Source organism: Streptomyces sp. 135 (assembly GCF_020026305.1).
In the GTDB taxonomy this organism is placed as follows: domain Bacteria; phylum Actinomycetota; class Actinomycetes; order Streptomycetales; family Streptomycetaceae; genus Streptomyces.
Window position 1 is genome coordinate 4,631,955 of record NZ_CP075691.1, and the last position, 20,419, is coordinate 4,652,373.

Annotated in this window: 16 protein-coding genes and 1 pseudogene; 9 read left to right on the plus strand and 8 right to left on the minus strand. The window is 71.2% G+C overall.

From position 1 onward, the window contains the following. The first annotated feature begins 144 nt into the window (after window positions 1–144). From nth to KKZ08_RS20905, 3 genes are all read left to right on the plus strand, one after another. Window positions 145–1,029 (plus strand): endonuclease III, encoded by an 885-nt coding sequence (gene nth / locus KKZ08_RS20895; RefSeq protein ID WP_223775912.1) that lies wholly within the window; start codon window positions 145–147, stop codon window positions 1,027–1,029. A 65-nt stretch (window positions 1,030–1,094) separates the two neighbouring features. Next, window positions 1,095–1,883 carry a CoA pyrophosphatase gene (locus tag KKZ08_RS20900; RefSeq protein ID WP_223775913.1) on the plus strand — a complete coding sequence of 263 codons (789 nt, stop codon included), beginning with the start codon at window positions 1,095–1,097 and terminating at the stop codon, window positions 1,881–1,883. A gap of 49 nt (window positions 1,884–1,932) precedes the next feature. Next, entirely contained in the window at window positions 1,933–3,138 is a 1,206-nt protein-coding gene (locus KKZ08_RS20905; protein ID WP_223775914.1) for a MarP family serine protease, read from the plus strand. Between the two features lie 56 nt (window positions 3,139–3,194). Here the strand turns inward: KKZ08_RS20905 and KKZ08_RS20910 are convergent, their stop codons facing one another. The 6 genes from KKZ08_RS20910 to KKZ08_RS20935 all read right to left on the minus strand — a co-directional run bounded on the left by KKZ08_RS20910 (window position 3,195) and on the right by KKZ08_RS20935 (window position 11,135). Further along, on the minus strand, window positions 3,195–3,383 hold the full coding sequence (locus KKZ08_RS20910; protein WP_223775915.1) for a hypothetical protein: 189 nt from the start codon (window positions 3,381–3,383) through the stop codon (window positions 3,195–3,197). Between the two features lie 111 nt (window positions 3,384–3,494). Then, window positions 3,495–4,490, minus strand: coding sequence for an alpha/beta hydrolase (locus tag KKZ08_RS20915; RefSeq protein ID WP_223775916.1), 996 nt, complete (start codon window positions 4,488–4,490; stop codon window positions 3,495–3,497). Beyond that, on the minus strand, window positions 4,487–4,984 hold the full coding sequence (locus tag KKZ08_RS20920; protein WP_223775917.1) for a phage holin family protein: 498 nt from the start codon (window positions 4,982–4,984) through the stop codon (window positions 4,487–4,489). The genes KKZ08_RS20915 and KKZ08_RS20920 overlap by 4 nt, the downstream gene beginning before the upstream one ends. Window positions 4,985–5,059: 75 nt before the next feature. After that, window positions 5,060–6,460, minus strand: a complete 1,401-nt coding sequence (gene nhaA / locus KKZ08_RS20925) for a Na+/H+ antiporter NhaA (protein ID WP_223775918.1) — start codon at window positions 6,458–6,460, stop codon at window positions 5,060–5,062. 243 nt (window positions 6,461–6,703) lie between these two features. Continuing rightward, window positions 6,704–8,662 (minus strand): acetate--CoA ligase, encoded by a 1,959-nt coding sequence (acs, locus tag KKZ08_RS20930; RefSeq protein ID WP_223775919.1) that lies wholly within the window; start codon window positions 8,660–8,662, stop codon window positions 6,704–6,706. A gap of 115 nt (window positions 8,663–8,777) precedes the next feature. Then, window positions 8,778–11,135, minus strand: coding sequence for a SulP family inorganic anion transporter (locus tag KKZ08_RS20935; protein ID WP_223775920.1), 2,358 nt, complete (start codon window positions 11,133–11,135; stop codon window positions 8,778–8,780). A 297-nt stretch (window positions 11,136–11,432) separates the two neighbouring features. On the opposite strand from KKZ08_RS20935, the gene KKZ08_RS20940 reads away from it, so the two are divergent. Continuing rightward, a complete protein-coding gene (locus KKZ08_RS20940; protein ID WP_223775921.1) occupies window positions 11,433–12,689 on the plus strand; it encodes a hypothetical protein in 1,257 nt (418 codons plus the stop codon). Between the two features lie 71 nt (window positions 12,690–12,760). Here the strand turns inward: KKZ08_RS20940 and KKZ08_RS20945 are convergent. Further along, window positions 12,761–13,504, minus strand: a pseudogene (locus tag KKZ08_RS20945) (ATP-binding protein); the annotation flags it as partial. Window positions 13,505–13,605: 101 nt separating this feature from the next. Between KKZ08_RS20945 and KKZ08_RS20950 the strand changes: the two are divergent. Continuing rightward, window positions 13,606–14,460, plus strand: coding sequence for a Fic family protein (locus KKZ08_RS20950; protein WP_223775922.1), 855 nt, complete (start codon window positions 13,606–13,608; stop codon window positions 14,458–14,460). Between the two features lie 402 nt (window positions 14,461–14,862). Here KKZ08_RS20950 and KKZ08_RS20955 read toward each other — a convergent pair whose 3' ends face one another. Continuing rightward, window positions 14,863–15,687, minus strand: coding sequence for an HAD-IB family hydrolase (locus KKZ08_RS20955; RefSeq protein ID WP_223775923.1), 825 nt, complete (start codon window positions 15,685–15,687; stop codon window positions 14,863–14,865). Window positions 15,688–16,259: 572 nt separating this feature from the next. On the opposite strand from KKZ08_RS20955, the gene ssd reads away from it, so the two are divergent. Genes ssd through KKZ08_RS20975 form a run of 4 tightly spaced genes read left to right on the plus strand, consistent with a single transcriptional unit; the run spans window position 16,260 to window position 20,345 of the window. Continuing rightward, on the plus strand, window positions 16,260–17,399 hold the full coding sequence (gene ssd / locus KKZ08_RS20960) for a septum site-determining protein Ssd (protein ID WP_223775924.1): 1,140 nt from the start codon (window positions 16,260–16,262) through the stop codon (window positions 17,397–17,399). Beyond that, the gene (locus KKZ08_RS20965) at window positions 17,396–18,571 is read left to right on the plus strand and encodes a TadA family conjugal transfer-associated ATPase (protein ID WP_223775925.1); all 1,176 of its coding nucleotides are present in this window, start codon (window positions 17,396–17,398) and stop codon (window positions 18,569–18,571) included. Before ssd ends, KKZ08_RS20965 begins: the two co-directional genes overlap by 4 nt. Before the next feature lie 8 nt (window positions 18,572–18,579). Further along, window positions 18,580–19,563 (plus strand): hypothetical protein, encoded by a 984-nt coding sequence (locus KKZ08_RS20970; RefSeq protein ID WP_223779129.1) that lies wholly within the window; start codon window positions 18,580–18,582, stop codon window positions 19,561–19,563. After that, window positions 19,560–20,345 (plus strand): type II secretion system F family protein, encoded by a 786-nt coding sequence (locus KKZ08_RS20975; protein ID WP_223775926.1) that lies wholly within the window; start codon window positions 19,560–19,562, stop codon window positions 20,343–20,345. Before KKZ08_RS20970 ends, KKZ08_RS20975 begins: the two co-directional genes overlap by 4 nt. The last annotated feature ends 74 nt before the right edge of the window (window positions 20,346–20,419 follow it).

Below are 20,419 nucleotides of genomic sequence, written 5' to 3' on the forward strand. Positions count from 1 at the left end.
GTTCGAAGGACACATCGCCGTCGGCGGAGGGCGCACGGTCGTCGACGATGGGGGTAGGGGCGATGAGGGAACCGTCCCCACGGCCCCCCCGAGAAGCGACCGGCCCCCGCGCGGCGACCGACCTCCCCGAAGAAGGCACCCCCAGTGACGAAGAAGACGCAGGCCGCGGCCGCCTCCGCGAAGAAGGCCGCCAAAGCGCCAGCGAAGAAGGCCGCCGAAGCTCCCGCGAAGAAGGCCGCTGAGGCTCCCGCCAAGAAGGCCGTGCCCGAGTCCCGCACCGCGCTCGTCCGCCGCGCCCGGCGGATCAACCGCGAGCTCGCCGAGGTGTATTCGTACGCCCACCCCGAGCTGGACTTCGAGAACCCCTTCGAGCTGCTGGTCGCCACGGTGCTGTCCGCGCAGACCACCGACCTGAGGGTGAACCAGACGACGCCGCGTCTGTTCGCCAAGTACCCGACCCCGGAGGACCTGGCCGCGGCCGTCCCCGAGGAGGTCGAGGAGCTGATCAGGCCCACCGGGTTCTTCCGCGCCAAGACGAAGTCGATCATGGGCCTGGCGAAGGCCCTGCGGGACGACTTCGGGGGCGAGGTGCCGGGGCGCCTCGACGACCTGGTCAAGCTGCCCGGCGTGGGCCGCAAGACCGCGTTCGTCGTTTTGGGCAATGCGTTCGGCGTCCCCGGCCTCACTGTGGACACCCACTTCGGCCGACTCGTACGCCGCTGGAAGTGGACCGAGGAGACGGACCCGGAGAAGGTCGAGGCCGCCGTGGCCTCGCTCTTCCCGAAGAGCGAGTGGACGATGCTCTCGCACCGCGTCATCTTCCACGGCCGCCGCATCTGCCACTCCCGCAAGCCCGCCTGCGGCGCCTGCCCGATCGCCCCGCTCTGCCCGTCGTACGGAGAGGGCGAGACCGACCCGGAGAAGGCGAAGAAGCTCTTGAAGTACGAGATGGGCGGATTCCCCGGCCAGCGGCTCAAGCCCCCGGCGGACTACCCCGGAAAGCCCGCGCCGCCGCTGACGGCGGGGTGAATGCGCGGCGGGGTGGAACGAACCCAGGGGCGAAGAGCGTTGACGAGAGACGGACGGGGGTGCCGATGACGCACGCGAGCGAGACGACGAACGCCACGGACGACGACAGCGGGTTCAAGACTGCGGGCAAGGACCACGGCAACGGCAACGGCAATGACAGCGGCAGCGGCAGAGGCGAGGATGGCACCAGCCACCTCCTCAGCACCGACTCCCTGCCCTCCTGGCTGACTCCCGTCGCCCGCGCCGCCCGGACCGTCCAGCCGCTCCAGCTGAGCCGCTTCCTGCCCCCGGAGAGCGGCGCCGGCCGCCAGTCCGCCGTCCTCGTCCTCTTCGGAGAGGGCGAGCGTGGCCCCGAGCTGCTCCTGATGGAGCGCGCCGGCTCCCTCCGCTCCCACGCCGGGCAGCCCTCCTTCCCCGGCGGCTCCCTCGACCCCGAGGACGGCGACCCGCGCACCGACGGCCCCCTCCACGCCGCCCTGCGCGAGGCCGAGGAGGAGACGGGCCTCGACCCCCGGGGCGTCCAGCTCTTCGCCGTACTGCCGCGCCTGTTCATTCCCGTGAGCGATTTCGTCGTGACGCCCGTGCTCGGCTGGTGGCGCGAACCAAGCCCGGTCGGCGTCGTCGATCCGAACGAGACCGCCCGCGTCTTCACGGTGCCCGTGGCCGATCTCACGGACCCGGCGAACCGCGTGACGGCGATCCACCCGAGCGGTCACCGCGGGCCCGCGTTCCTCGTCGAGTCCGCTCTGGTCTGGGGTTTCACCGCGGGCGTGATCGATAGAATTCTGCACTTCGCGGGCTGGGAGCGCCCCTGGGACCGCAGTAAGCAGGTCCCGCTCGACTGGCGCGCATGACAAGGTTGCAGCGAAGTGGCGACCGCGATGCGAGGCGAGGATTGAATCGGTGAACGTGCTGGACGTCCTGCTGCTGCTCGCCGCGGTGTGGTTCGCGATCGTGGGCTACCGCCAGGGCTTTGTGGTCGGCATCCTCTCGGTGATCGGCTTCCTCGGCGGCGGTCTCGTCGCCGTCTACCTGCTGCCGGTCATCTGGGACGCCCTGACGGACGACGACGCGGCACAGGTGAGTACGACCGCCGCGGTGGTCGCCGTCGTCATCGTGATCGTCTGCGCCTCGATCGGCCAGGCCTTCACCACCCACCTCGGCAACAAGCTGCGCAGACACATCACCTGGCAGCCCGCCCGCGCCCTGGACGCGACGGGCGGCGCGCTGGTGAACGTGGTGGCGATGCTCCTGGTCGCCTGGATGATCGGCTCCCTCCTCGCCAGGACGACGATGCCCACGGTCGGCAAGGAGGTGCGCAACTCCAAGGTGCTCCTCGGCGTCTCGCGCGCCCTGCCGACCGATGCCGACACGTGGTTCGACGACTTCTCCTCCGTCCTCGCGCAGAACGGCTTCCCGCAGGTGTTCAGCCCGTTCTCGAACGAGCCGATCACGGAGGTCCAGCCCCCCGACCCCAAGCTGGCCAAGAGCAAGGTCGCCACGACCGCCAAGCGCTCCATCGTGAAGGTCCGCGGTGAGGCGCGCAGCTGCGGCAAGGTCCTCGAAGGCACCGGCTTCGTCTTCGCCGACCGCCGCGTGATGACGAACGCGCACGTGGTCGGCGGCGTGGACGAGCCGACCGTCCAGATAGGCGATCAGAGCCAGGTGTACGACGCGAAGGTCGTCCTCTACGACTGGGAGCGGGACATCGCCGTACTGGACGTGCCCACGCTGAAGGCGCCGGCGCTCCAGTTCACGTCCAAGGACGCGGCCGGCGGCGACGGCGCCATCGTCGCGGGCTTCCCCGAGGACGGGCCCTACGACGTCCGCCCCGCGCGCGTGCGCGGCCGCATCTCGGCCAAGGGACCCGACATCTACCACCGGGGCACCGTGCGCCGCGACGTCTACTCGCTCTACGCGACGGTCCGCCAGGGCAACTCCGGCGGCCCCCTGCTCACGCCCGACGGCAAGGTCTACGGCGTGGTCTTCGCCAAGTCCCTCGACGACCCCGACACCGGTTACGCCCTGACGGTCGACGAGGTGCGCGGGGACATCGAGCGCGGCCGCACCGCCAGCCAAGAGGTCGACAGCCAGGGCTGCGCGCTCTAGGGAACCGGCTTCCAGGGAGGCGTCTTCCAGGAAGCCGTGGGCAGTGGGCCGGGGGGTCAGTCGCGCGTATGCCGCAGCCGCGCGGAGACCCAGCGGGCCCTGCGGCGGAGAATGCGGGGAATGCCCATGCCTTGAGGGGGGCCGTGGCGGCCCGGATTCTGTGCCCCGCCCCTCTTCTGGCTGTTCAGCGCTGCGGCCGAGCGGCGATTGCGTGCTACGTCACTGTAGTCGTGCGTCCAGCCCATACCCCGACGTGTGCCCGTGCCTCATGGTCGGTAACCGTGCGCAGGGAACCCAATTGGCCTATGCGCCGGGCAATTGGCGTTCGTAGGACATGTGTTCGTGTGCGGTCCGGCTCAGCGGTCGGGCTCGGGGTCCTTCAGCCAGTTCACCAGCTCCGTGGAGAACGCCACCGGGTCCTCCTCGTGCGGGAAGTGCCCGAGCCCGTCGAACAGCCGCCAGCGGTACGGCGCTTCGACGTACTCACCGGACCCCGCCGCGCTCCTCGTACGCATCACCGGATCGAGCGAACCGTGCAGATGCAGCGTCGGCACCCGCACCGGCCGCTTCATGCGGCGGTTGAACTGGATGCCGTCGGGCCGTGCCATCGACCGCACCATCCATCGGTACGGCTCGATCGAGCAGTGCGCCGTCGACGGGATGCACATGGCACGCTGATACGTCTCCACCGCCTCGTCCTCCGGCAGGCGGGGCCCCGACCAGTCCCGGACCAGACGCCCCACCAGGGCGCCGTCGTCGGCGACCAGTTGACGCTCCGGCAGCCACGGCCGCTGGAAGCCCCACACGTAGGACCCCGCGGCGGTCTGCTTCCTGTCGGAGAGCATGGCCGAGCGCCAGCGGCGTGGATGCGGCATCGAGGAGACCGCGAGGCGGCGCACCAGCTTGGGGCGCATCACGGCCGCCGTCCACGCGAGGTAGCCGCCGAGATCGTGCCCGACGAGCGCGGCGTCCGGCTCGCCGAGCGAGCGCACGACGCCGGTGATGTCGAGCGCGAGGTTCGCCGGGTCGTAACCGCGCGGGGTGCGGTCGCTGCCGCCCACGCCCCGCAGGTCCATCGCGACGGCCCGGAAGCCCGCGTCGGCGAGCGCCACCATCTGGTGCCGCCACGCCCACCAGAACTGGGGGAAGCCGTGCAGGAGCAGGACCAGCGGCCCGTCACCCATTTCGGCGATGTGGAACCGCGCGCCGTTGGCGGCCACGTCCCGGTGGGTCCAGGGTCCTTCGATGCGTACGGCAGATGCCGGTTGCGCCGAATGGGCGGTGGCGCCGAGCGTGGGGCCGTACTGGGTGGCGCCGGTGCGGGCGTGGTCCTGATGGGCGGGGTCCGTCATGAGGACGAGCGTGCCACAGTGGCCCCCGTCTCACCGACTCGGACGTCCAGGGTGGCGGCCGGGCTCACCGCACGGGGATGCGGTTTGACGTTTCCCAGTACGGCAGCCGTCTCTTTGGCCGAAGCGGCGACCTTCTGCGGGCCCTTGCCCTTCTTGGCCTTCTTGGCGAAGACGACGCCGATCAGCGCGAGCACCCCGGCCACCAGGACGTTGGCGGCGAAGGACAGCAGGAAGCAGACCGCGAGGTTCCAGCCGCTCCAGGTGCGGATGCCGTACGCGAGGGCGAAGCTCAGCATCGGCAGCGAGAAGATGAGGACCGTGCCGGCCGCGGCGAACGCGCCACCGCCGATCGCGCCGCGCTTGACGTCCTGTCGCAGCTGGGCCTTGGCCAGTGCGATCTCGTCGTGCACCAGCGCGGACATCTCGCCGGTCGCCGTGGCGACCAGCTGGCCGAGGCTGCGCTCGGCGCCGACGTGACCGTCGGGTGAACTCATCGCGTTCTCCCCTTTTTCTCTTCTGGTCTCTTCTGAGTCATGTCTGCTCAGACTTCTGAGATATGTCTGCTCAGATCATGCCGGACCATTGCCATCCTCGCGTTCCCCGCCCGACACTTCGGCAAGCCTGCGGTGTTCCGCGGCCTTCTTCTCGTAGATGGCGGCCATTCGGCGGTGGTACTCCGGGTCATCCAGCTCGTAGATGTCCGGTACGCCGCTGAGGTCCTCGTCGCGCTCCTCGTCCTCCCACAGCTTGCGGTACTTGGCGTTCCGTACCTTCAGCAGGATTCCGGAGAGCACGGCCGCGATGAGCGAGCCGGTGAGTACGGCGGCCTTGATCTCGTCGGTGAGCAGGGGGTCCTCGGTGAACGCCAGTTCGCCGATCAGCAGCGACACCGTGAAGCCGATGCCGGCCAGTGACGCGACGGCGAAGACATCGGGCCAGGCCAGGTCGTCGTTGAGCTCCGCCTTGGTGAAGCGGGCCGCGAGCCAGGTCCCGCCGAAGATGCCGACCGCCTTGCCGACCACGAGACCGAGGACCACGCCGAGCGTCTCCGGCTGGGTGAATACGTCGCCGAGCGCGCCGCCCGCGACGGAGACACCGGCGCTGAACAGGGCGAACAGCGGCACGGCCAGGCCCGCGGAGAGGGGGCGTACGAGATGTTCGATGTGCTCGCCGGGGGAGTGCTGCTCGCTCTCGTCCTCCTTGTGGCAGCGCAGCATCAGGCCCATGGCGACGCCCGCGATGGTGGCGTGGATGCCGCTGTTGTACATCAGGCCCCAGATGGCGAGCGCCAGCGGCACGTAGATGTACCAGCCGCGCACCCGCTTCCTGAGCAGCAGCCAGAAGACGGCGAGGCCGAGGACGGCGCCGCCGAGCGCGGGGAAGTTGAGGTCGCTGGTGAAGAAGACGGCGATGATCAGGATCGCGAAGAGGTCGTCGACGACCGCGAGCGTGAGCAGGAAGGCCCTCAGCGCGGACGGCAACGACGTGCCTATGACGGCGAGCACCGCGAGCGCGAAGGCGATGTCGGTGGCGGTCGGCACGGCCCAGCCCGCCATCGAGCCGCCGCCGAAGGCGTTGGTCAGGACGTAGACGAGCGCGGGCGCCGCCATGCCGCAGAGCGCGGCGATGACGGGCAGCGCGGCGGCCTTGGGATCGCGCAGGTCACCGGCGACCAGCTCGCGCTTGAGTTCGATGCCCGCCACGAAGAAGAAGACGGCGAGCAGGCCGTCGGCCGCCCAGTGCTGGATGGAGAGGTCGAGTCCGAGCGAGGAGGGCCCGAGGTGGAAACCACGAACCGACTCGTACGAGCCCCCGGCCGTGTTCGCCCAGATCAGCGCGGTGACGGCGGCGACGAGCAGCAGGACTCCGCCGACCGTCTCGGTACGCAGGGCGTTGGCGACGAAGTTCCGCTCGGGCAGCGAGAGGCGGCCGAGAACCTTGCGGCTGGGGCGGGGGGCGGGCGCGGTCACGTGAGTCGACCTCCGGTCGGTAGGCAGGGCTGAGCACTTGCCGACCAGACTTCCCGGCGCACCTAGGTACTTCTCTTCGCGATGTCGCGGCACATCTCATCACGACTTCTTGGCGCGATGTTGACGTGATCCTTAGCTTACCTAACGCACACCTGGACGTATCCGGCGTTCTTCACTTTATGCACAAAGAAGGCACCCGGCGCGCTGCCGGGTGCCTTCTCGCGTACGTCAGCCTGGGCGGCCTCAGTCCTCGCTCGGCGCGGCCGGGAGCTTGGACTGGATCAGCTCCATCACGGAGGAGTCCGTGAGGGTGGTGACGTCACCCAGCTCGCGGTTCTCCGCCACGTCCCGCAGGAGGCGCCGCATGATCTTGCCCGAACGCGTCTTCGGCAGCTCCGCCACCGGCAGGACCCGCTTCGGCTTGGCGATGGGGCCGAGCGTGGTGCCCACGTGGTTGCGCAGGTCGGCCACCAGGCCCTCGTCCTCGGCGTTCGCCGTGCCGCGCAGGATGACGAACGCGACGATGGCCTGGCCGGTCGTCTCGTCCGCCGCGCCCACGACCGCCGCCTCGGCGACCGACGGGTGCGAGACGAGCGCGGACTCGACCTCGGTGGTGGAGATGTTGTGCCCGGACACGAGCATCACGTCGTCCACGCGGCCGAGCAGCCAGATGTCGCCGTCCTCGTCCTTCTTCGCGCCGTCACCGGCGAAGTACCGGCCCTCGAAGCGCGACCAGTACGTGTCGAGGAACCGCTGGTCGTCGCCCCAGATGGTGCGCAGCATCGACGGCCACGGTTCGGTGAGGACGAGGTAGCCACCGCCGCCGTCCGGCACTTCGTTCGCCTCGTCGTCGACGACGGTGGCGCTGATGCCCGGCAGCGCGCGCTGGGCGCTTCCCGGCTTCGTCTCGGTCACGCCCGGCAGCGGCGAGATCATCATCGCGCCGGTCTCGGTCTGCCACCAGGTGTCCACGATGGGGCACTTGTCGCCGCCGATGTTCTTCCGGTACCACATCCACGCCTCGGGGTTGATCGGCTCGCCGACCGAACCGAGGACCCGCAGGCTGCTGAGGTCGAACTTCGCGGGGATGTCGTCGCCCCACTTCATGAACGTACGGATCGCCGTGGGGGCGGTGTACAGGATCGTGACCCCGTACTTCTGGATGATCTCCCAGAAGCGGCCCTGGTGAGGGGTGTCGGGGGTGCCCTCGTACATCACCTGCGTCGCGCCGTTCGCCAGCGGGCCGTACGTGATGTACGAGTGGCCGGTGACCCAGCCGATGTCGGCCGTGCACCAGTAGACGTCGCTCGAGGGCTTGAGGTCGAAGACGGCGTGGTGGGTGTAGGCCGTCTGCGTGAGATAGCCGCCGGAGGTGTGCAGGATGCCCTTCGGCTTACCCGTGGTGCCCGACGTGTAGAGGATGAAGAGCGGGTGCTCGGCGTCGAACGCCTCGGGGGTGTGCTCGGCGGACTGCTTCTGGGTGATCTCGTGCCACCACACGTCGCGGCCCTCGGCCCAGGACACGTCCTGGCCGGTGCGGCGCACCACGAGGACGTGGCGCACGCCCTCGACGCGGCCGACGGCCTCGTCCACGGCGGGCTTGAGCGCGGAGGGCTTGCCCCTGCGGTAACCGCCGTCAGCCGTGATGACGACCTTGGCGTCGGCGTCCTCGATGCGGGCGGCGATGGCGTCCGCGGAGAAGCCGCCGAAGACCACCGAGTGCGTGGCGCCGATACGGGCGCAGGCGAGCATCGCGATGACCGCCTCGGGGATCATCGGCAGATAGACGGCGACGCGGTCGCCCTTCTGGACGCCCAGCTCGGTCAGGGCGTTGGCCGCCCGGCTGACCTCGTCCTTGAGCTCGGCGTAGGTGATGGCCCGGCCGTCGCCGGGCTCACCCTCGAAGTGGATCGCGACGCGGTCGCCGTTGCCCGCCTCGACGTGTCGGTCGACGCAGTTGTACGCGACGTTGAGCTTCCCGTCGGCGAACCACTTGGCGAACGGCGGGTTCGACCAGTCGAGCGTCTCGGTCGGTTCCGTGGCCCAGGTCAGCCGGCGGGCCTGCTCGGCCCAGAAGCCGAGCCGGTCAGCCTTGGCCTGTTCGTACGCCGCCGCGGTGACGTTGGCGGCGGCCGCCAGCTCCGCGGGCGGCGCGAAGCGACGCTCCTCCTTCAAGAGGTTGGCCAGGCTTTCATTGCTCACGACATCTCCCTTGCGCTGCTTTGCCGGGGGCGACCGTTGTGTCCGAAGCCACAGCTCATCAGACGCAACCCATGGTGACAAGGGTCTGCCGAAAATTGGTTTAGACCTTTACCCGTCAGGCGGTTGCCCGTGGGGTCTCGGACCCCCGGCCCTCGACCAGCGCTGTGGGCACCACCTGATCGAATACCTCGTCGGGAAGGTGCTCGGTGTCGCTGCCCTCCGTCAGCAGATACGACTGTGCCTCTCCGACATGGAAGTACATACCGTGCAGTTCGAGGTCACCCTCGGCAAGGCGACGCGCCACCGACTCGTGCGCCTTCAGGTGCTCCAACTGCTGGACGACATTGGTGAGACAGAGCTGCTCGACCGCGTCGGCGGGGGCTCGCCCCGACAGCCGCGCCCACGCCTTGTCCTGCGCGCCCATGCGTTCCAGGCTCGGCAGGCCATGCCGCAGCCACCGCCGCAGCGGCGTCTGGGCGCCCCCGGGCGGGGTGTTGAGCAGCGCCTGCATCGCGCCGCACCCGGAGTGCCCGCAGACGGTGATGGACCGCACCTTGAGCACATCGACCGCGTACTCGATCGCGGCCCCCACCGAGTCGTCCCCGCTCTCCGCACCCGGCAGCGGCACCAGATTGCCCACGTTGCGTACGACGAACAGGTCGCCGGGACCACTGGAGGTGATCATCGACGTGACGACCCGGGAGTCCGCGCACGTCAGGAAAAGCTGCGCGGGCTGCTGCCCCTCACGCGCCAGCCTGGCCAGCTCCTCCCGCACATGCGGCGCGGTGTTCCGCTGGAAGGCGCTGATGCCGCTGGCCAGTTGGTGGTTGCTGGGACGGCCGGCCTCCTGCTTCTCCTGCGGCCGGTCGCAGTGGTGGTTGCGCCAGGGCGTCCACGGCCGGCAGCAGGAGTGCGAGGCCCCGGCGGGCTCGGCGATGCGGGTACCGGCACGGCCGGTGATCTCGACGCGTGCCCCGTGCGCGGTGTGCTCGTCCTGCCAGCACTGGAGCGTCTCGTACGCCGCGTGGTCCATGAAGGAGCCGTCCAGCTCCACGACGACGTCCTCGCCGTGGGGCACGAGATGCAGCGTCCTGCTGAGCCGAGGCACCGCGAGGAACGTCAACTGGCCCCGGGCGCGCACGTGGTGGACGCCGTCCCGGACCTCGTGGGTGATGCGGGTGCGGGCGAGGCGGTGCAGGGCGACGGCCACGGCGACGGCGATGCCGATGGCGACGCCCTGGAGGACGTTGAGGAAGACGACGCCGAGGGTGGTCACGGCGTAGACGAGGATCTCGCGGTGGCGGGTGATCGTACGGATGTGGTTGAGGCTGACCATCTGGATGCCGACGGCCATGACGAGCGCGGCGAGGGCCGCGAGCGGGATCAGCTCCAGGGCGGGGACCAGGAGTAGCGCGGCCACTACTACCCAAACGCCGTGCAGCATCGTGGAGTTCCGGCTGACGGCGCCCGCGCGCACATTGGCCACGGTGCGCACCGCGACCCCGGCGACGGGCAGGCCGCCGAGGGCGCCCGAGACGATGTTGGCGCTGCCCTGGCCGAGCAGTTCGCGGTTGAGGTCGGAGCGGCGCACGCCCGCGTGCAGCTCGGGTTGCTTGGAGACGAGCTTGTCGACGGCCACGGCGCCGAGCAGCGACTGCACGCTGCACACCAGCGTGATGGTGAGCACGGCGGCGACGAGCCCGAGCGCGGGCCCTTCGGGGAGCCCCACCAGCGCGTGGCTGCGCCAGGAGGGGAGCTCGACCCGGTCGAGCCGCAGTCCGGCGGCCGAGGCCACGCCCGTCGCGAGGGCCACCGACACCAGGGCGGCGGGCACGGCACGGGCCATGCGCCCGGCGCGTCCGGGGAGCCGGGGCCAGAGCATCAGGACGGCGAGGGTGAGCAGGCTGATCGACAGCGCGGCCGGATGCAGGTCGGCCAGCTGGGCGGGCAGCGCGCGGAGGTTTTCGAGCACGGCGCTCTGCGGGGTGCCGCCGAGCACGATGTGCAGCTGGGCCATGGCGATGGTGACGCCGATGCCGGCCAGCATGCCGTGCACCACGGCGGGGCTGACGGCGAGCGCGGTGCGGGCCACGCGCAGGCAGCCGAGGCCCAGTTGGGCGAGGCCCGCGAGGACGGTGATGGCGCAGGTGGTCCGCCAGCCGTACTGCTGGATGAGGTCGGCCGTGACGACCGTGAGCCCTGCGGCGGGGCCGCTGACCTGGAGCGGTGATCCGCCGATCCGCCCGGCGACGATGCCGCCGACGGCGGCGGCGACGAGGCCCGCCTGAAGGGGTGCTCCGGTGGCGAGGGCGATGCCGAGGGACAGGGGCAGGGCGATCAGGAAGACGGCGATCGACGCGGAGACGTCGGCGCCGGCGATGCGGAACTTCTTGCGGCGCGGCGGGGCCTCGGGCTCCTGGGCGCCGGGCGCGGGGGCCGGGTCGGTGGGGCGAGTGGGGACGCAGGCAGACATTTTCCCGTCTCCTCCGGGGCAGCGCGGTCGCGGAACAGGGGGTCCTCCGGACGCCTCCGGAGGGCGGGTCGCGGCCGTGGGTCACGGCGTTGCAGCGGCGGGATACCTCAACTCTCGGTAAACGAACAGTAATGCAGAGTAAAGGCCTTGGCTGGACTAATAGGGCAAATGGGGCAATCGACCACTCTGATGAGTGAATAAAAACTTTTGTCGGCTTGTCGTACTAATTCATTCCGGTCCCCGTGCGAAGTTGCTGACCGTTCTGTCCCGACTTGCACGGAAAGAGGTGGGCGGAAGATGGCCGCCACCCGGAGGACCACCGCGAGCCTCACCGCCCTCGTGGCCTGCGCGGCAGCACTGGCCGGCTGCGCGGGGGGCGACACCGGCACCGGCGCCGGTACCAAGGAAGGCGCCCCTGGCGCGAAGAAGGCGTCCGGGGCCCAGGCGCCCAAGAGCCCGGTCCGTTTGATCGGGGACGGCTCCACGGCCTTCACCGGCAAGCAGCCGAACCTGCCGCGACCGGCCCGCCTGAAGCCCGGCCAGAAGCCGCCCCAGTTCGTCGTCTTCTCCTGGGACGGCGCGGGCGAGGACGGGCAGAAGCTGTTCTCCCACTTCCGCAAGGTGGCCAAGCGGAACAACGCCACGATGACGTACTTCCTCAGCGGCGTGTACATGCTCCCCGAGTCGAAGCGCTCGCTCTACAAGCCGCCGCAGCACCTGGCCGGCAGCTCGGACATCGGTTTCAACGACCGCAAGGGGATCAGGAACACCGTCGAGCAGCTCCGCGCCGCCTGGCTCGAGGGCAACGAGATCGGCACCCACTTCAACGGCCACTTCTGCGGCGCCGGCCGCGGGGTCGGCGAGTGGTCCGTCGCGGACTGGAAGAGCGAGATCAAGCAGGCCAAGTCCTTCGTGAAGGCCTGGAAGACGAACACGGGCATGAAGAAGGCGCAGCCCCTGCCCTTCGACTACGACAAGGAGCTGATCGGGGCCAGAACACCCTGCCTGGAGGGGCAGAAGAACTTCATGCGAGCGGCGCGGCAGCTGGGCTTCCGCTACGACACCAGCGGCGTGAACGACCAGGTCTGGCCCAAGAAGAAGGAAGGCCTCTGGGACCTGTCGATGCAGCTCGTTCCGGTCCCCGGCCGCAACTTCGAGACGCTCACCATGGACTACAACTTCATGGTCAACCAGTCCGGTTCGACCTCGCAGGGCGACCCCGCGAAGCACGAGTACTGGGGCGACCAGATGCGCGACGGGCTGCTCCAGGGCTTCAATCGCGCGTACAAGGGCAACCGCGCGCCGCTGATCATCGGCAACCACTTCGAGTCGTGGAACGGCGGCACGTACATGCGCGCCATCGAGGAGACGATCGAGACGGTATGCACCAAACCGCAGGTGCGCTGCGTCTCCTTCCGGCAGCTCGCGGACTGGCTCGACGCGCAGGACCCGAAGGTGCTGGCGAAGCTGACCAAGCTGCGGGTCGGCAAGGCACCGAAGGAGGGCTGGGCGGCGTTCCTTCCGCCAGGCCTCGGTAGGGCGTTGTTCAGCTGAGCGGCGGGTGTGCCTCCCAGCCGCGCGTCGGGGAAGTGCGGCGGTGGCGCTCCTCCAGCCGTCGTGAAGTGCTTCTCCATGGCGCGCACCCAGTCAGAGTGCCCGACGGTCACCAGGAGGTCGTCGCCGACCTGCTCGCGCAGGAAGTCGATGTCGTCCTGGCCCTGCACCTTGTTGCCCACGACCTTGAGGTCGACGCCGAAGTCGCGTGCGTATTCGCTGTACTGGCGATAGACGGAGACCCCCTTCCTCGTCGGCTCGGCGACCAGGAACGTCATGTCGAAGCGGGTGAACATGCCGGAGGCGAAGGAGTCCGAGCCGGCGGTCATGTCCACGACCGCGTACTCGTCGCGGCCGTCGACCAGGTGGTTCAGGCACAGCTCCACCGCTCCGGTCTTGGAGTGGTAGCAGGCCACACCGAGGTCGGCTTCGGTGAACGGCCCGGTGACCATCAAACGCACGGTGGCGCCGTCGAGTTCCAGCGGCCGGGCACACGCGTCGTACACGGGGTTGTCCTCGCGCACCCGCAGCAGCCGCGAACCCTCGCCGGGGGGCGTCGTCTTGATCATCGTGTCGGCGGAGGCGATCCGCGGGTTGGAGCCGCGCAGATAGTCCTTGATCAGGGGCAGGTGCGCCCCCAGGGCGGGCAGCCGCGCGGCGTCCGCCTCGTCGAGGCCGAGCGCCGGGCCCAGGTGCTGATTGATGTCGGCGTCCACCGCGATGACGGGGGCGCCGGTGGCGGCGAGGTGGCGGATGAAGAGCGAGGACAGCGTCGTCTTGCCGCTGCCGCCCTTGCCCACGAAAGCGATTTTCATAACCACGAAGCGTAGTGGATACTTCACGCCGGGTACTCGGCTCGCGTGAAGAAGACCACTCCTTCGTGGGGGTGGGCCCTGTAGTACGTAGGCTCGTACTCATGAGTACGACAGCCGACCCTCCCCCGAGCTCGCGAGCCGGCTCGGGCGGGGGCGATCCCCTCGCGGCCCTGGGGGCCCTGCCCGGCGTGCCCGACTCCGTGGACTCCGTGCGCAAGGCCGTGGACCGGGTCTACGGACACCGGATCATGCGGCGCCGCAGCAACGAGATCACCTCCGAGGCGGCACTGCGCGGCGCCCGCGGTTCGGCCGCGCTCTCCGGGGCCGAATGGGCTCTTGAGGAAGTGCGCCGACGCAGCGACTTCAGCGGCGACGACGAGGCGCGCACCGTCGGCGGGGCCCTGCGGCTCACCGCCGAGGCCGGCCAACTGCTGTCCATCTGGCGGCAGTCGCCGCTGCGGGTCCTGGCGCGGCTGCACCTGGTCGCCGCGGCCGACTCCGCCGAGGCCGCGGGACGGCCGCGCCTCGCGGGGGAGCCCGTCGAGGAGCCGCTGATCGAGCTTCCCCTGCCGGACGCGGACGAGGTGGCGGGACGCCTGGAGGGGCTGTCGCGGCTGATCATCGCGGGCAGCTCGGCGCCCGCCCTGGTGATGGCCGCCGTGGTCCACGGGGAGCTGCTCAGCCTGCGGCCCTTCGGCTCCCACAACGGTCTGGTCGCGCGGGCCGCCGAGCGCATCGTCCTGGTGGGCAGCGGCCTCGACCCGAAGTCGATCTGCCCCGCCGAGGCGGGCCACGCGGAGTTGGGCCGAGCGGCCTATGTGGCGGCGCTCGACGGCTACGCCTCCGGTACGCCGGACGGCATGGCGGCCTGGATCGCCCACTGCGGCAAGGCCGTTGAGCTCGGCGTCAGGGAGTCCACGGCGGTCTGCGAGGCCCTCCAGCGGGGAGCGGCGTAGGGCGACCGCGGGGAGCGGGCTCAAGGAGGCCCGAAAAGGGTTGCGGCGGTACGGATATCCGTACCGCCGCTGGCATGTTCACCGGGTTACCAAGCGTCCTCGAAGGTTGCCCATCAGGTCGGGAACTTCGCCCGTCACCTGGTGCGGCTGGCCCGTAATCGACGGGTCGACGTCGCGTGGGTGCCTGGTGTTCATGCTTCGGTCCGTGGGGCCGTGGTTGCGTTTAAAGGTAATCCTCTCGGATGTCCTTGGTCTCGCGGGCCGTTGACTCCTTTGTACTCCAGTCCTGGGGCAAGCGGTAGTCCTGGCCGGACTTCTTTACTTTTGCCTTCAAATAGGAGCGAACCGGGCATGGGTGTTCGCCGTGATCGCCTGGGGTGTCACGGCGGATTCCGGCCGTTGTCAGATCGCCGCCGCACGACGGCGGCTGGCGAACCACACCAGGCCCGCGGTGGCCGCCGCCGCCCCCACCGCGGCCGCCGCGACGAGCGCCGGCCGGGGCGGAGCGGGCAGGCGCTGCTTGAGCCGCACGGGGCGGTGGAAGTCGAGGATCGGCCACGCGCGCGTGAGGGCCTCGCGGCGCAGCGCCCGGTCGGGGTTGACGGCGAAAGGGTGCCCGACGGACTGGAGCATCGGCAGGTCGGTCGCCGAGTCGCTGTAGGCGTAGCAACGGTCGAGGTCGTACCCCTCCGAGCGGGCCAGCTCCTTGATCGCCTCCGCTTTGGTGGGGCCGTACGCGTAGTACTCCACCTCTCCGGTGAAGCAGCCGTCGTCGCCGACCACCATGCGCGTGGCCACGACCCGGTCCGCGCCGAGGAGCTCCCCGATCGGCTCGACGACCTCGGCGCCCGAGGTGGAGACGATGACGACGTCGCGGCCCGCGATGTGGTGCTCCTCGATGAGCGAGGCGGCTTCGTCGTAGATGATCGGGTCGATCAGATCGTGCAGGGTCTCGGCGACGATCTCCTGGACCTGGCGCACGTTCCAGCCGCGGCAGAGGGCGGAGAGGTACTCGCGCATCCGCTCCATCTGGTCATGGTCGGCGCCGCCCGCGAGGAAGACGAACTGCGCGTACGCGGTACGCAGGACGGCCCTGCGGTTGATCAGGCCGCCTTGGTAGAACGACTTGCTGAAGGTGAGCGTGCTCGACTTCGCAATGACCGTCTTGTCCAGGTCAAAGAAGGCGGCGGTGCGGGGCAAGGAGTGGTTTTCCACGGGCCCGAGCATAGGCGCCCACCATTCGGCGTAAGCTGAGGCGCGTGGGTTTGCCTGAGAAGGCTCTCGGGTACACCATGGAAGTCACGGATCGTTCGCGACCGTGCTAACCCGGTCTGGCTCCTCCCCCCCCGAGTCGGACCGTGGGGACGACCCCCGCTCTCCCCCCCGGCGGGGGTCGTCGCATGTCCGGATGGGTTTTTGAGCCCTCCGTCGATCATCTTCCGGCCTTCTGGATCTTGTCTCCGCCCTCGCGGCGGTTTCGAGTCCTGCCCAAGACTCGTCACCGTGTGTAGTCGTAGGGCTGCGCTGTGAAAGCCGTCGGGAAGCCGCCGGGAAGCCGGTGAGAAGTGGGCGTGAAGCAGGGGTGAAGCCGACGCCATGTCACTGGTTTGGGTGACGGAGATATTCACAGCCATCGCCTTGTCCACAGTTATTGACCAAGATCCACACGATTTCCCGGATCGCTGCACGCTGATTCCGCCCGTTCCGCTCGCGAAGTTCATGGCCGGATTGCTTTGCCGGTTCTTCGCCCATGCGGAGCGCGGCATTCACAGGAGCTTGCGTGGAGGGGGACGGAGATCATGGGTGGAGTCATTGCACGGGGCGGTTCGCGGGACGGCACGCCGGGCGGGTCGACGCCGTCACAGGCGCGGTGCGGCGGGCCGCTGATCGTCACGGAGGACGTGGAACTCCTCGATGACCTGCTGCGGCTGTGCGCCGCGGCCGGGGCGCGGCCCGAGGTGCACCACGGTGGGCCCGAGCGCGCAGGGGCCTGGGACGCGGCGCCGCTCGTCCTGGTCGGGGACGACGCGGCGGACCGGCTGCGCGGGGCGAAGCGACGGCGTGGGGTCGTGTTGGTTGGGCGGGATCAGGACGATTCCGGGGTCTGGCGGCGGGCGGTGGAGATCGGCGCCGATCACGTGCTGGTCCTGCCCGACGGCGAGCAGTGGCTGGTGGACCGGATCGCCGACGTGGCCGAGGGCGTGGGGCGGCCCGCGCTCACCGTCGGGGTCATCGGAGGGCGCGGCGGCGCCGGGGCCTCCACCCTCGCCTGCGCCCTCGCGGTCACGGCCGCCCGCGCCGGACGGCGCACGATGCTCGTCGACGCGGATCCCCTCGGCGGCGGCCTGGACGTCCTCCTCGGGGGCGAGACGGCCGAGGGGCTGCGCTGGCCGGCCTTCGCCGCGTCGCGGGGCAGGGTCGGCGGAGAGGCGCTGGAGGAGTCGCTGCCCGAGCTGCACGCGCTGCGGGTCCTGAGCTGGGACAGGGGCGACGCGGTGGCGGTCGCCCCGGAAGCGGTCCGGGCGGTCGTCTCCGCGGCACGCAGGCGCGGCGGCGTGGTCGTCGTGGACCTGCCGCGCCGGGTGGACGAGACGGTCGCGGAGGCGCTGGAGCAGCTGGACCTGTGCCTCCTGGTGGTGCCGCCCGAGCTGCGCGCGGTGGCGGGGTCCAAGCGGGTCGCGTCGGCGGCGGGACTGGTCCTGAGGGACCTGCGGGTGGTGGTCCCTGCGCGCCCCCGAGGCCTCGGCGGGCTCGAAGCGGAGGAGGTGGCGGGGCTGCTCGGCCTGCCGCTGGCCGGCGAGGTGCCCTGGGAAGCGGAACTGGTGGCGGCGCAGACGGCGGGCGTGCCACCCGGAGGGGCCGCGCGGGGCCCGCTGGCGCGGTTCTGCACCGCCTTCTGGGACCGGATGCCGGTCGACGCCCCGGGAGGGGGCGTATGAGCGCCGTCGTCGGGGCCCGGATGCTGGACGGGGTGCGCCAGTGGCTCGCGGAGAACGGCACGGAGCCCACCCCCGCGCGGGTCGCCGAGGCGCTGCGGGCACAGGGCCGGGTCCTCGGGGACACGGAAGTGCTGGGCGCTTCCGCGCAGTTGCGGTCGGAACTGGTCGGTGCGGGACCTTTGGAGCCGCTGCTCGCGGACTCCTCCGTGACCGATGTACTGGTCTCCGCGCCCGACCGGGTGTGGGTGGACCGGGGCGGCGGCCTTGAGCTCACGGCGGTCAGGTTCCGGGACGCGGCGGCGGTGCGCCGCCTCGCCCAACGCCTCGCCGCCGTGGCGGGGCGGCGCCTGGACGACGCGAGGCCCTGGGTGGACGCGCGCCTCCCGGACGGCACCCGGCTGCATGCCGTGCTGCCCCCGGTCGCCGTGGGGTGCACCTGCCTCTCACTGCGGGTCGTGCGGCCCAAGGCCTTCACCCTCACGGAACTGGTCGCGGCGGGCACGGTGCCGCCCGGCGGTGACCGCGTGCTGCGGGCGCTGCTCGACGCGCGCCTGTCCTTCCTGATCAGCGGCGGCACGGGCAGCGGCAAGACGACCTTGCTGAGCGCGCTGCTCGGTCTGGTCGGGCCCAAGGAGCGGATCGTGCTGGCCGAGGACTCCGCGGAGCTGAAGCCCGAGCATCCGCATGTGGTGCGCCTGGAATCCCGCCCGGCGAACCAGGAGGGGGCCGGTCTCGTCGGCCTGGACGACCTCGTGCGCCAGGCCTTGCGGATGCGGCCCGACCGGCTGGTCGTCGGCGAGGTGCGGGGCCCGGAGGTGGTGCACCTGCTGGCCGCGCTCAATACCGGCCACGAGGGCGGCTGCGGCACGGTGCATGCCAATGCTGCGGGGGACGTACCGGCCCGCCTGGAGGCCCTGGGGACGGCTGCAGGGCTGGACCGGGCAGCCCTGCACAGCCAACTGGCGGCAGCGCTGTCGGTGGTCGTCCATCTCGTACGCGACCGGGCGGGCCGCCGCCGCATCGCCGAGGTGCATGTCCTGGAGCGGGCCGCGTCGGGGCTGGTGACGACCGTGCCCGCGCTGCGGTGGGGCACGGAAGCCTTCGCCGAAGGCCCCGGGTGGGAGCGGCTGGACTCACTCCTCACGGGCGCGGAGCGGGGTGATCCGGCGTGAGTACGTCGATGTGGGCGGCGGTGGTGTGCGCGGGGAGCGCGGCGTGGCTGATGGGAGGCCGGGACGGTATGGCTCGGCGCGTTCGGTCGGTGCTGGGGGTCGGGGTGCCGCCGGTAGAGGCGGGCGGGTGGTCCTGGCGGCGGATTGTCGCCGCCGGGCGCGGCCGGGTGCGGCATGAGTGGTGGTGCCTGGTGGCCGGGGTGGCGGTGGCGCTCCTTGGGGAGTCGCTGCTGCCGGTGGTCGCGGGGGCGGCGGGAGTGCCGGTGGCGGCGCGGGTGCGCCGGGCCCGGGGAGCACGTCGGGAACGGGATCGGCGCGGGGACGCGGTGATCTCGCTGTGCGGGGCGCTCGCGGGCGAGGTGCGGGCGGGGCGGCAGCCGGGGGAGGCGTTGCGGGTGGTCTTGGGGGAGGGCGGTGTTGGGGGGTTCGGTCTTGGGGGTGGCGGCTCTGGTGGGCTTGGCTCCGGGGGCGGCGGCTCCGGTGGGCTCAACTTCGAGGAGGGCAGCTCTGGCGGGTTCGACTTCGGGTGCGGGGTTGCCGTAGGCGGTGCGGCGGGTGAGCGGGACGGCGCGGGGCGCGGTGCGGTGCTGGCGGCGGCGCGGTTCGGCGGGGATGTGCCGGGGGCCTTGGTGGAGGCGGCTCGGGAGCCGGGGGCGGAGGGGTTGCTGGGGCTCGCGGCCTGCTGGCGGGTGGCCGTGGACCGAGGCGCGGGGCTCGCGGCGGGACTTGAGCGGCTGGAAGGCGCGCTGCGGGTGGAGCGCGACCAACGGGCCGATTTGAACGCCCAGTTGGCCGGGGCGCGGTCGACCGCCGCGATGCTCGCGGGGCTGCCGGTGCTGGGGCTGCTGATGGGCAGCGCGCTGGGGGCCGAGCCGCTGAGGGTGCTGCTGCACACGGGAGCGGGCCTCGGCTGCCTGGTGGCGGGCGGGGTGCTGGAGGGCGCCGGGGCGTGGTGGGCGCTGCGGATCGTACGAGGAGCGGAGGGGCCATGAGCGCTGTCCACAGGCTGGGGGTCGCCGTGTGGAGTTTCACGGCCGTGCTCTGGTTGGCGCAGACGGTGTGGGCCGCCCGGCGCGAGAGGGCGTTGCGGCGGCGGGCCGCGGAGGCACTGGGCGTGGCGAGACCGGCTGTCCGCCGCCGGGATCGGTGGCCGGGCGTGCGCGGCAAGGTGCGCGCCTGGGCCGTTGTGGTCGGCGCGGCGAGCCTGGCCTACGCCCTGGTGGGCGGGGCCTGGGGGCTCGCGGCGGGAGCGGCTGTCGGCTACGGCGCATGGCGTCGGCAGCGGAATCAGGCGTCGCCTCGCGGAGCGGACGGGGCCGTTGATGCGGCGGAGGCGGCGCGGCAACTGCCGCTGGCGGCGGATCTGTTGGCGGCTTGCGCCGCCGCGGGGGCGAGCCCTGTCTCGGCTGCCCGCGCCGTCGGGGAGTCGTTGCGGGGCCCGGTCGGGGAGCGGCTCGCGCGAGGGGCGGCGGAAGTGCGTCTGGGCGGTGAACCAGCGCAGGCCTGGCGGCAGTTGGCGGCGATACCGGGCGCCGCACCGCTGGCCCGGCTGCTGGAGCGGGCCGGTGAGTCGGGAGCGCAAGCCGCGGAACCGGTGGCCCGCCTCGCCGCGGACGCCCGGGCCGCGCGGGGCCGGGCGGCAACCGCCAAGGCGCGCAGGGCCGGGGCGCTGATGACGGCGCCCGTGGGCCTGTGCTTCCTGCCGGCGTTCGTGGCGGTCGGAGTGCTGCCGGTGGTGATCGGGCTCGCGGAGGGCCTGCTGCGGACGGAATGAACACAGAGGCGATGACGGCCGAGGCCATCAGGGCCTCGGCGACAGAGACAGCAAGCGGAACATTCACGGGGGTT

What these genes read in the sequence shown, in the direction of transcription:
- KKZ08_RS20900 (WP_223775913.1), top strand. Translation starts at nt 1,095, where the DNA reads ATGACGCACGCGAGCGAGACGACGAACGCCACGGACGACGACAGCGGG.
- KKZ08_RS20910 (WP_223775915.1), bottom strand. Translation starts at nt 3,383, where the DNA reads ATGGGCTGGACGCACGACTACAGTGACGTAGCACGCAATCGCCGCTCG.
- KKZ08_RS20915 (WP_223775916.1), bottom strand. Translation starts at nt 4,490, where the DNA reads ATGACGGACCCCGCCCATCAGGACCACGCCCGCACCGGCGCCACCCAG.
- KKZ08_RS20920 (WP_223775917.1), bottom strand. Translation starts at nt 4,984, where the DNA reads ATGAGTTCACCCGACGGTCACGTCGGCGCCGAGCGCAGCCTCGGCCAG.
- KKZ08_RS20935 (WP_223775920.1), bottom strand. Translation starts at nt 11,135, where the DNA reads ATGTCTGCCTGCGTCCCCACTCGCCCCACCGACCCGGCCCCCGCGCCC.
- KKZ08_RS20940 (WP_223775921.1), top strand. Translation starts at nt 11,433, where the DNA reads ATGGCCGCCACCCGGAGGACCACCGCGAGCCTCACCGCCCTCGTGGCC.
- KKZ08_RS20950 (WP_223775922.1), top strand. Translation starts at nt 13,606, where the DNA reads ATGAGTACGACAGCCGACCCTCCCCCGAGCTCGCGAGCCGGCTCGGGC.
- KKZ08_RS20955 (WP_223775923.1), bottom strand. Translation starts at nt 15,687, where the DNA reads ATGCTCGGGCCCGTGGAAAACCACTCCTTGCCCCGCACCGCCGCCTTC.
- ssd (WP_223775924.1), top strand. Translation starts at nt 16,260, where the DNA reads ATGGGTGGAGTCATTGCACGGGGCGGTTCGCGGGACGGCACGCCGGGC.
- KKZ08_RS20965 (WP_223775925.1), top strand. Translation starts at nt 17,396, where the DNA reads ATGAGCGCCGTCGTCGGGGCCCGGATGCTGGACGGGGTGCGCCAGTGG.
- KKZ08_RS20970 (WP_223779129.1), top strand. Translation starts at nt 18,580, where the DNA reads ATGTGGGCGGCGGTGGTGTGCGCGGGGAGCGCGGCGTGGCTGATGGGA.
- KKZ08_RS20975 (WP_223775926.1), top strand. Translation starts at nt 19,560, where the DNA reads ATGAGCGCTGTCCACAGGCTGGGGGTCGCCGTGTGGAGTTTCACGGCC.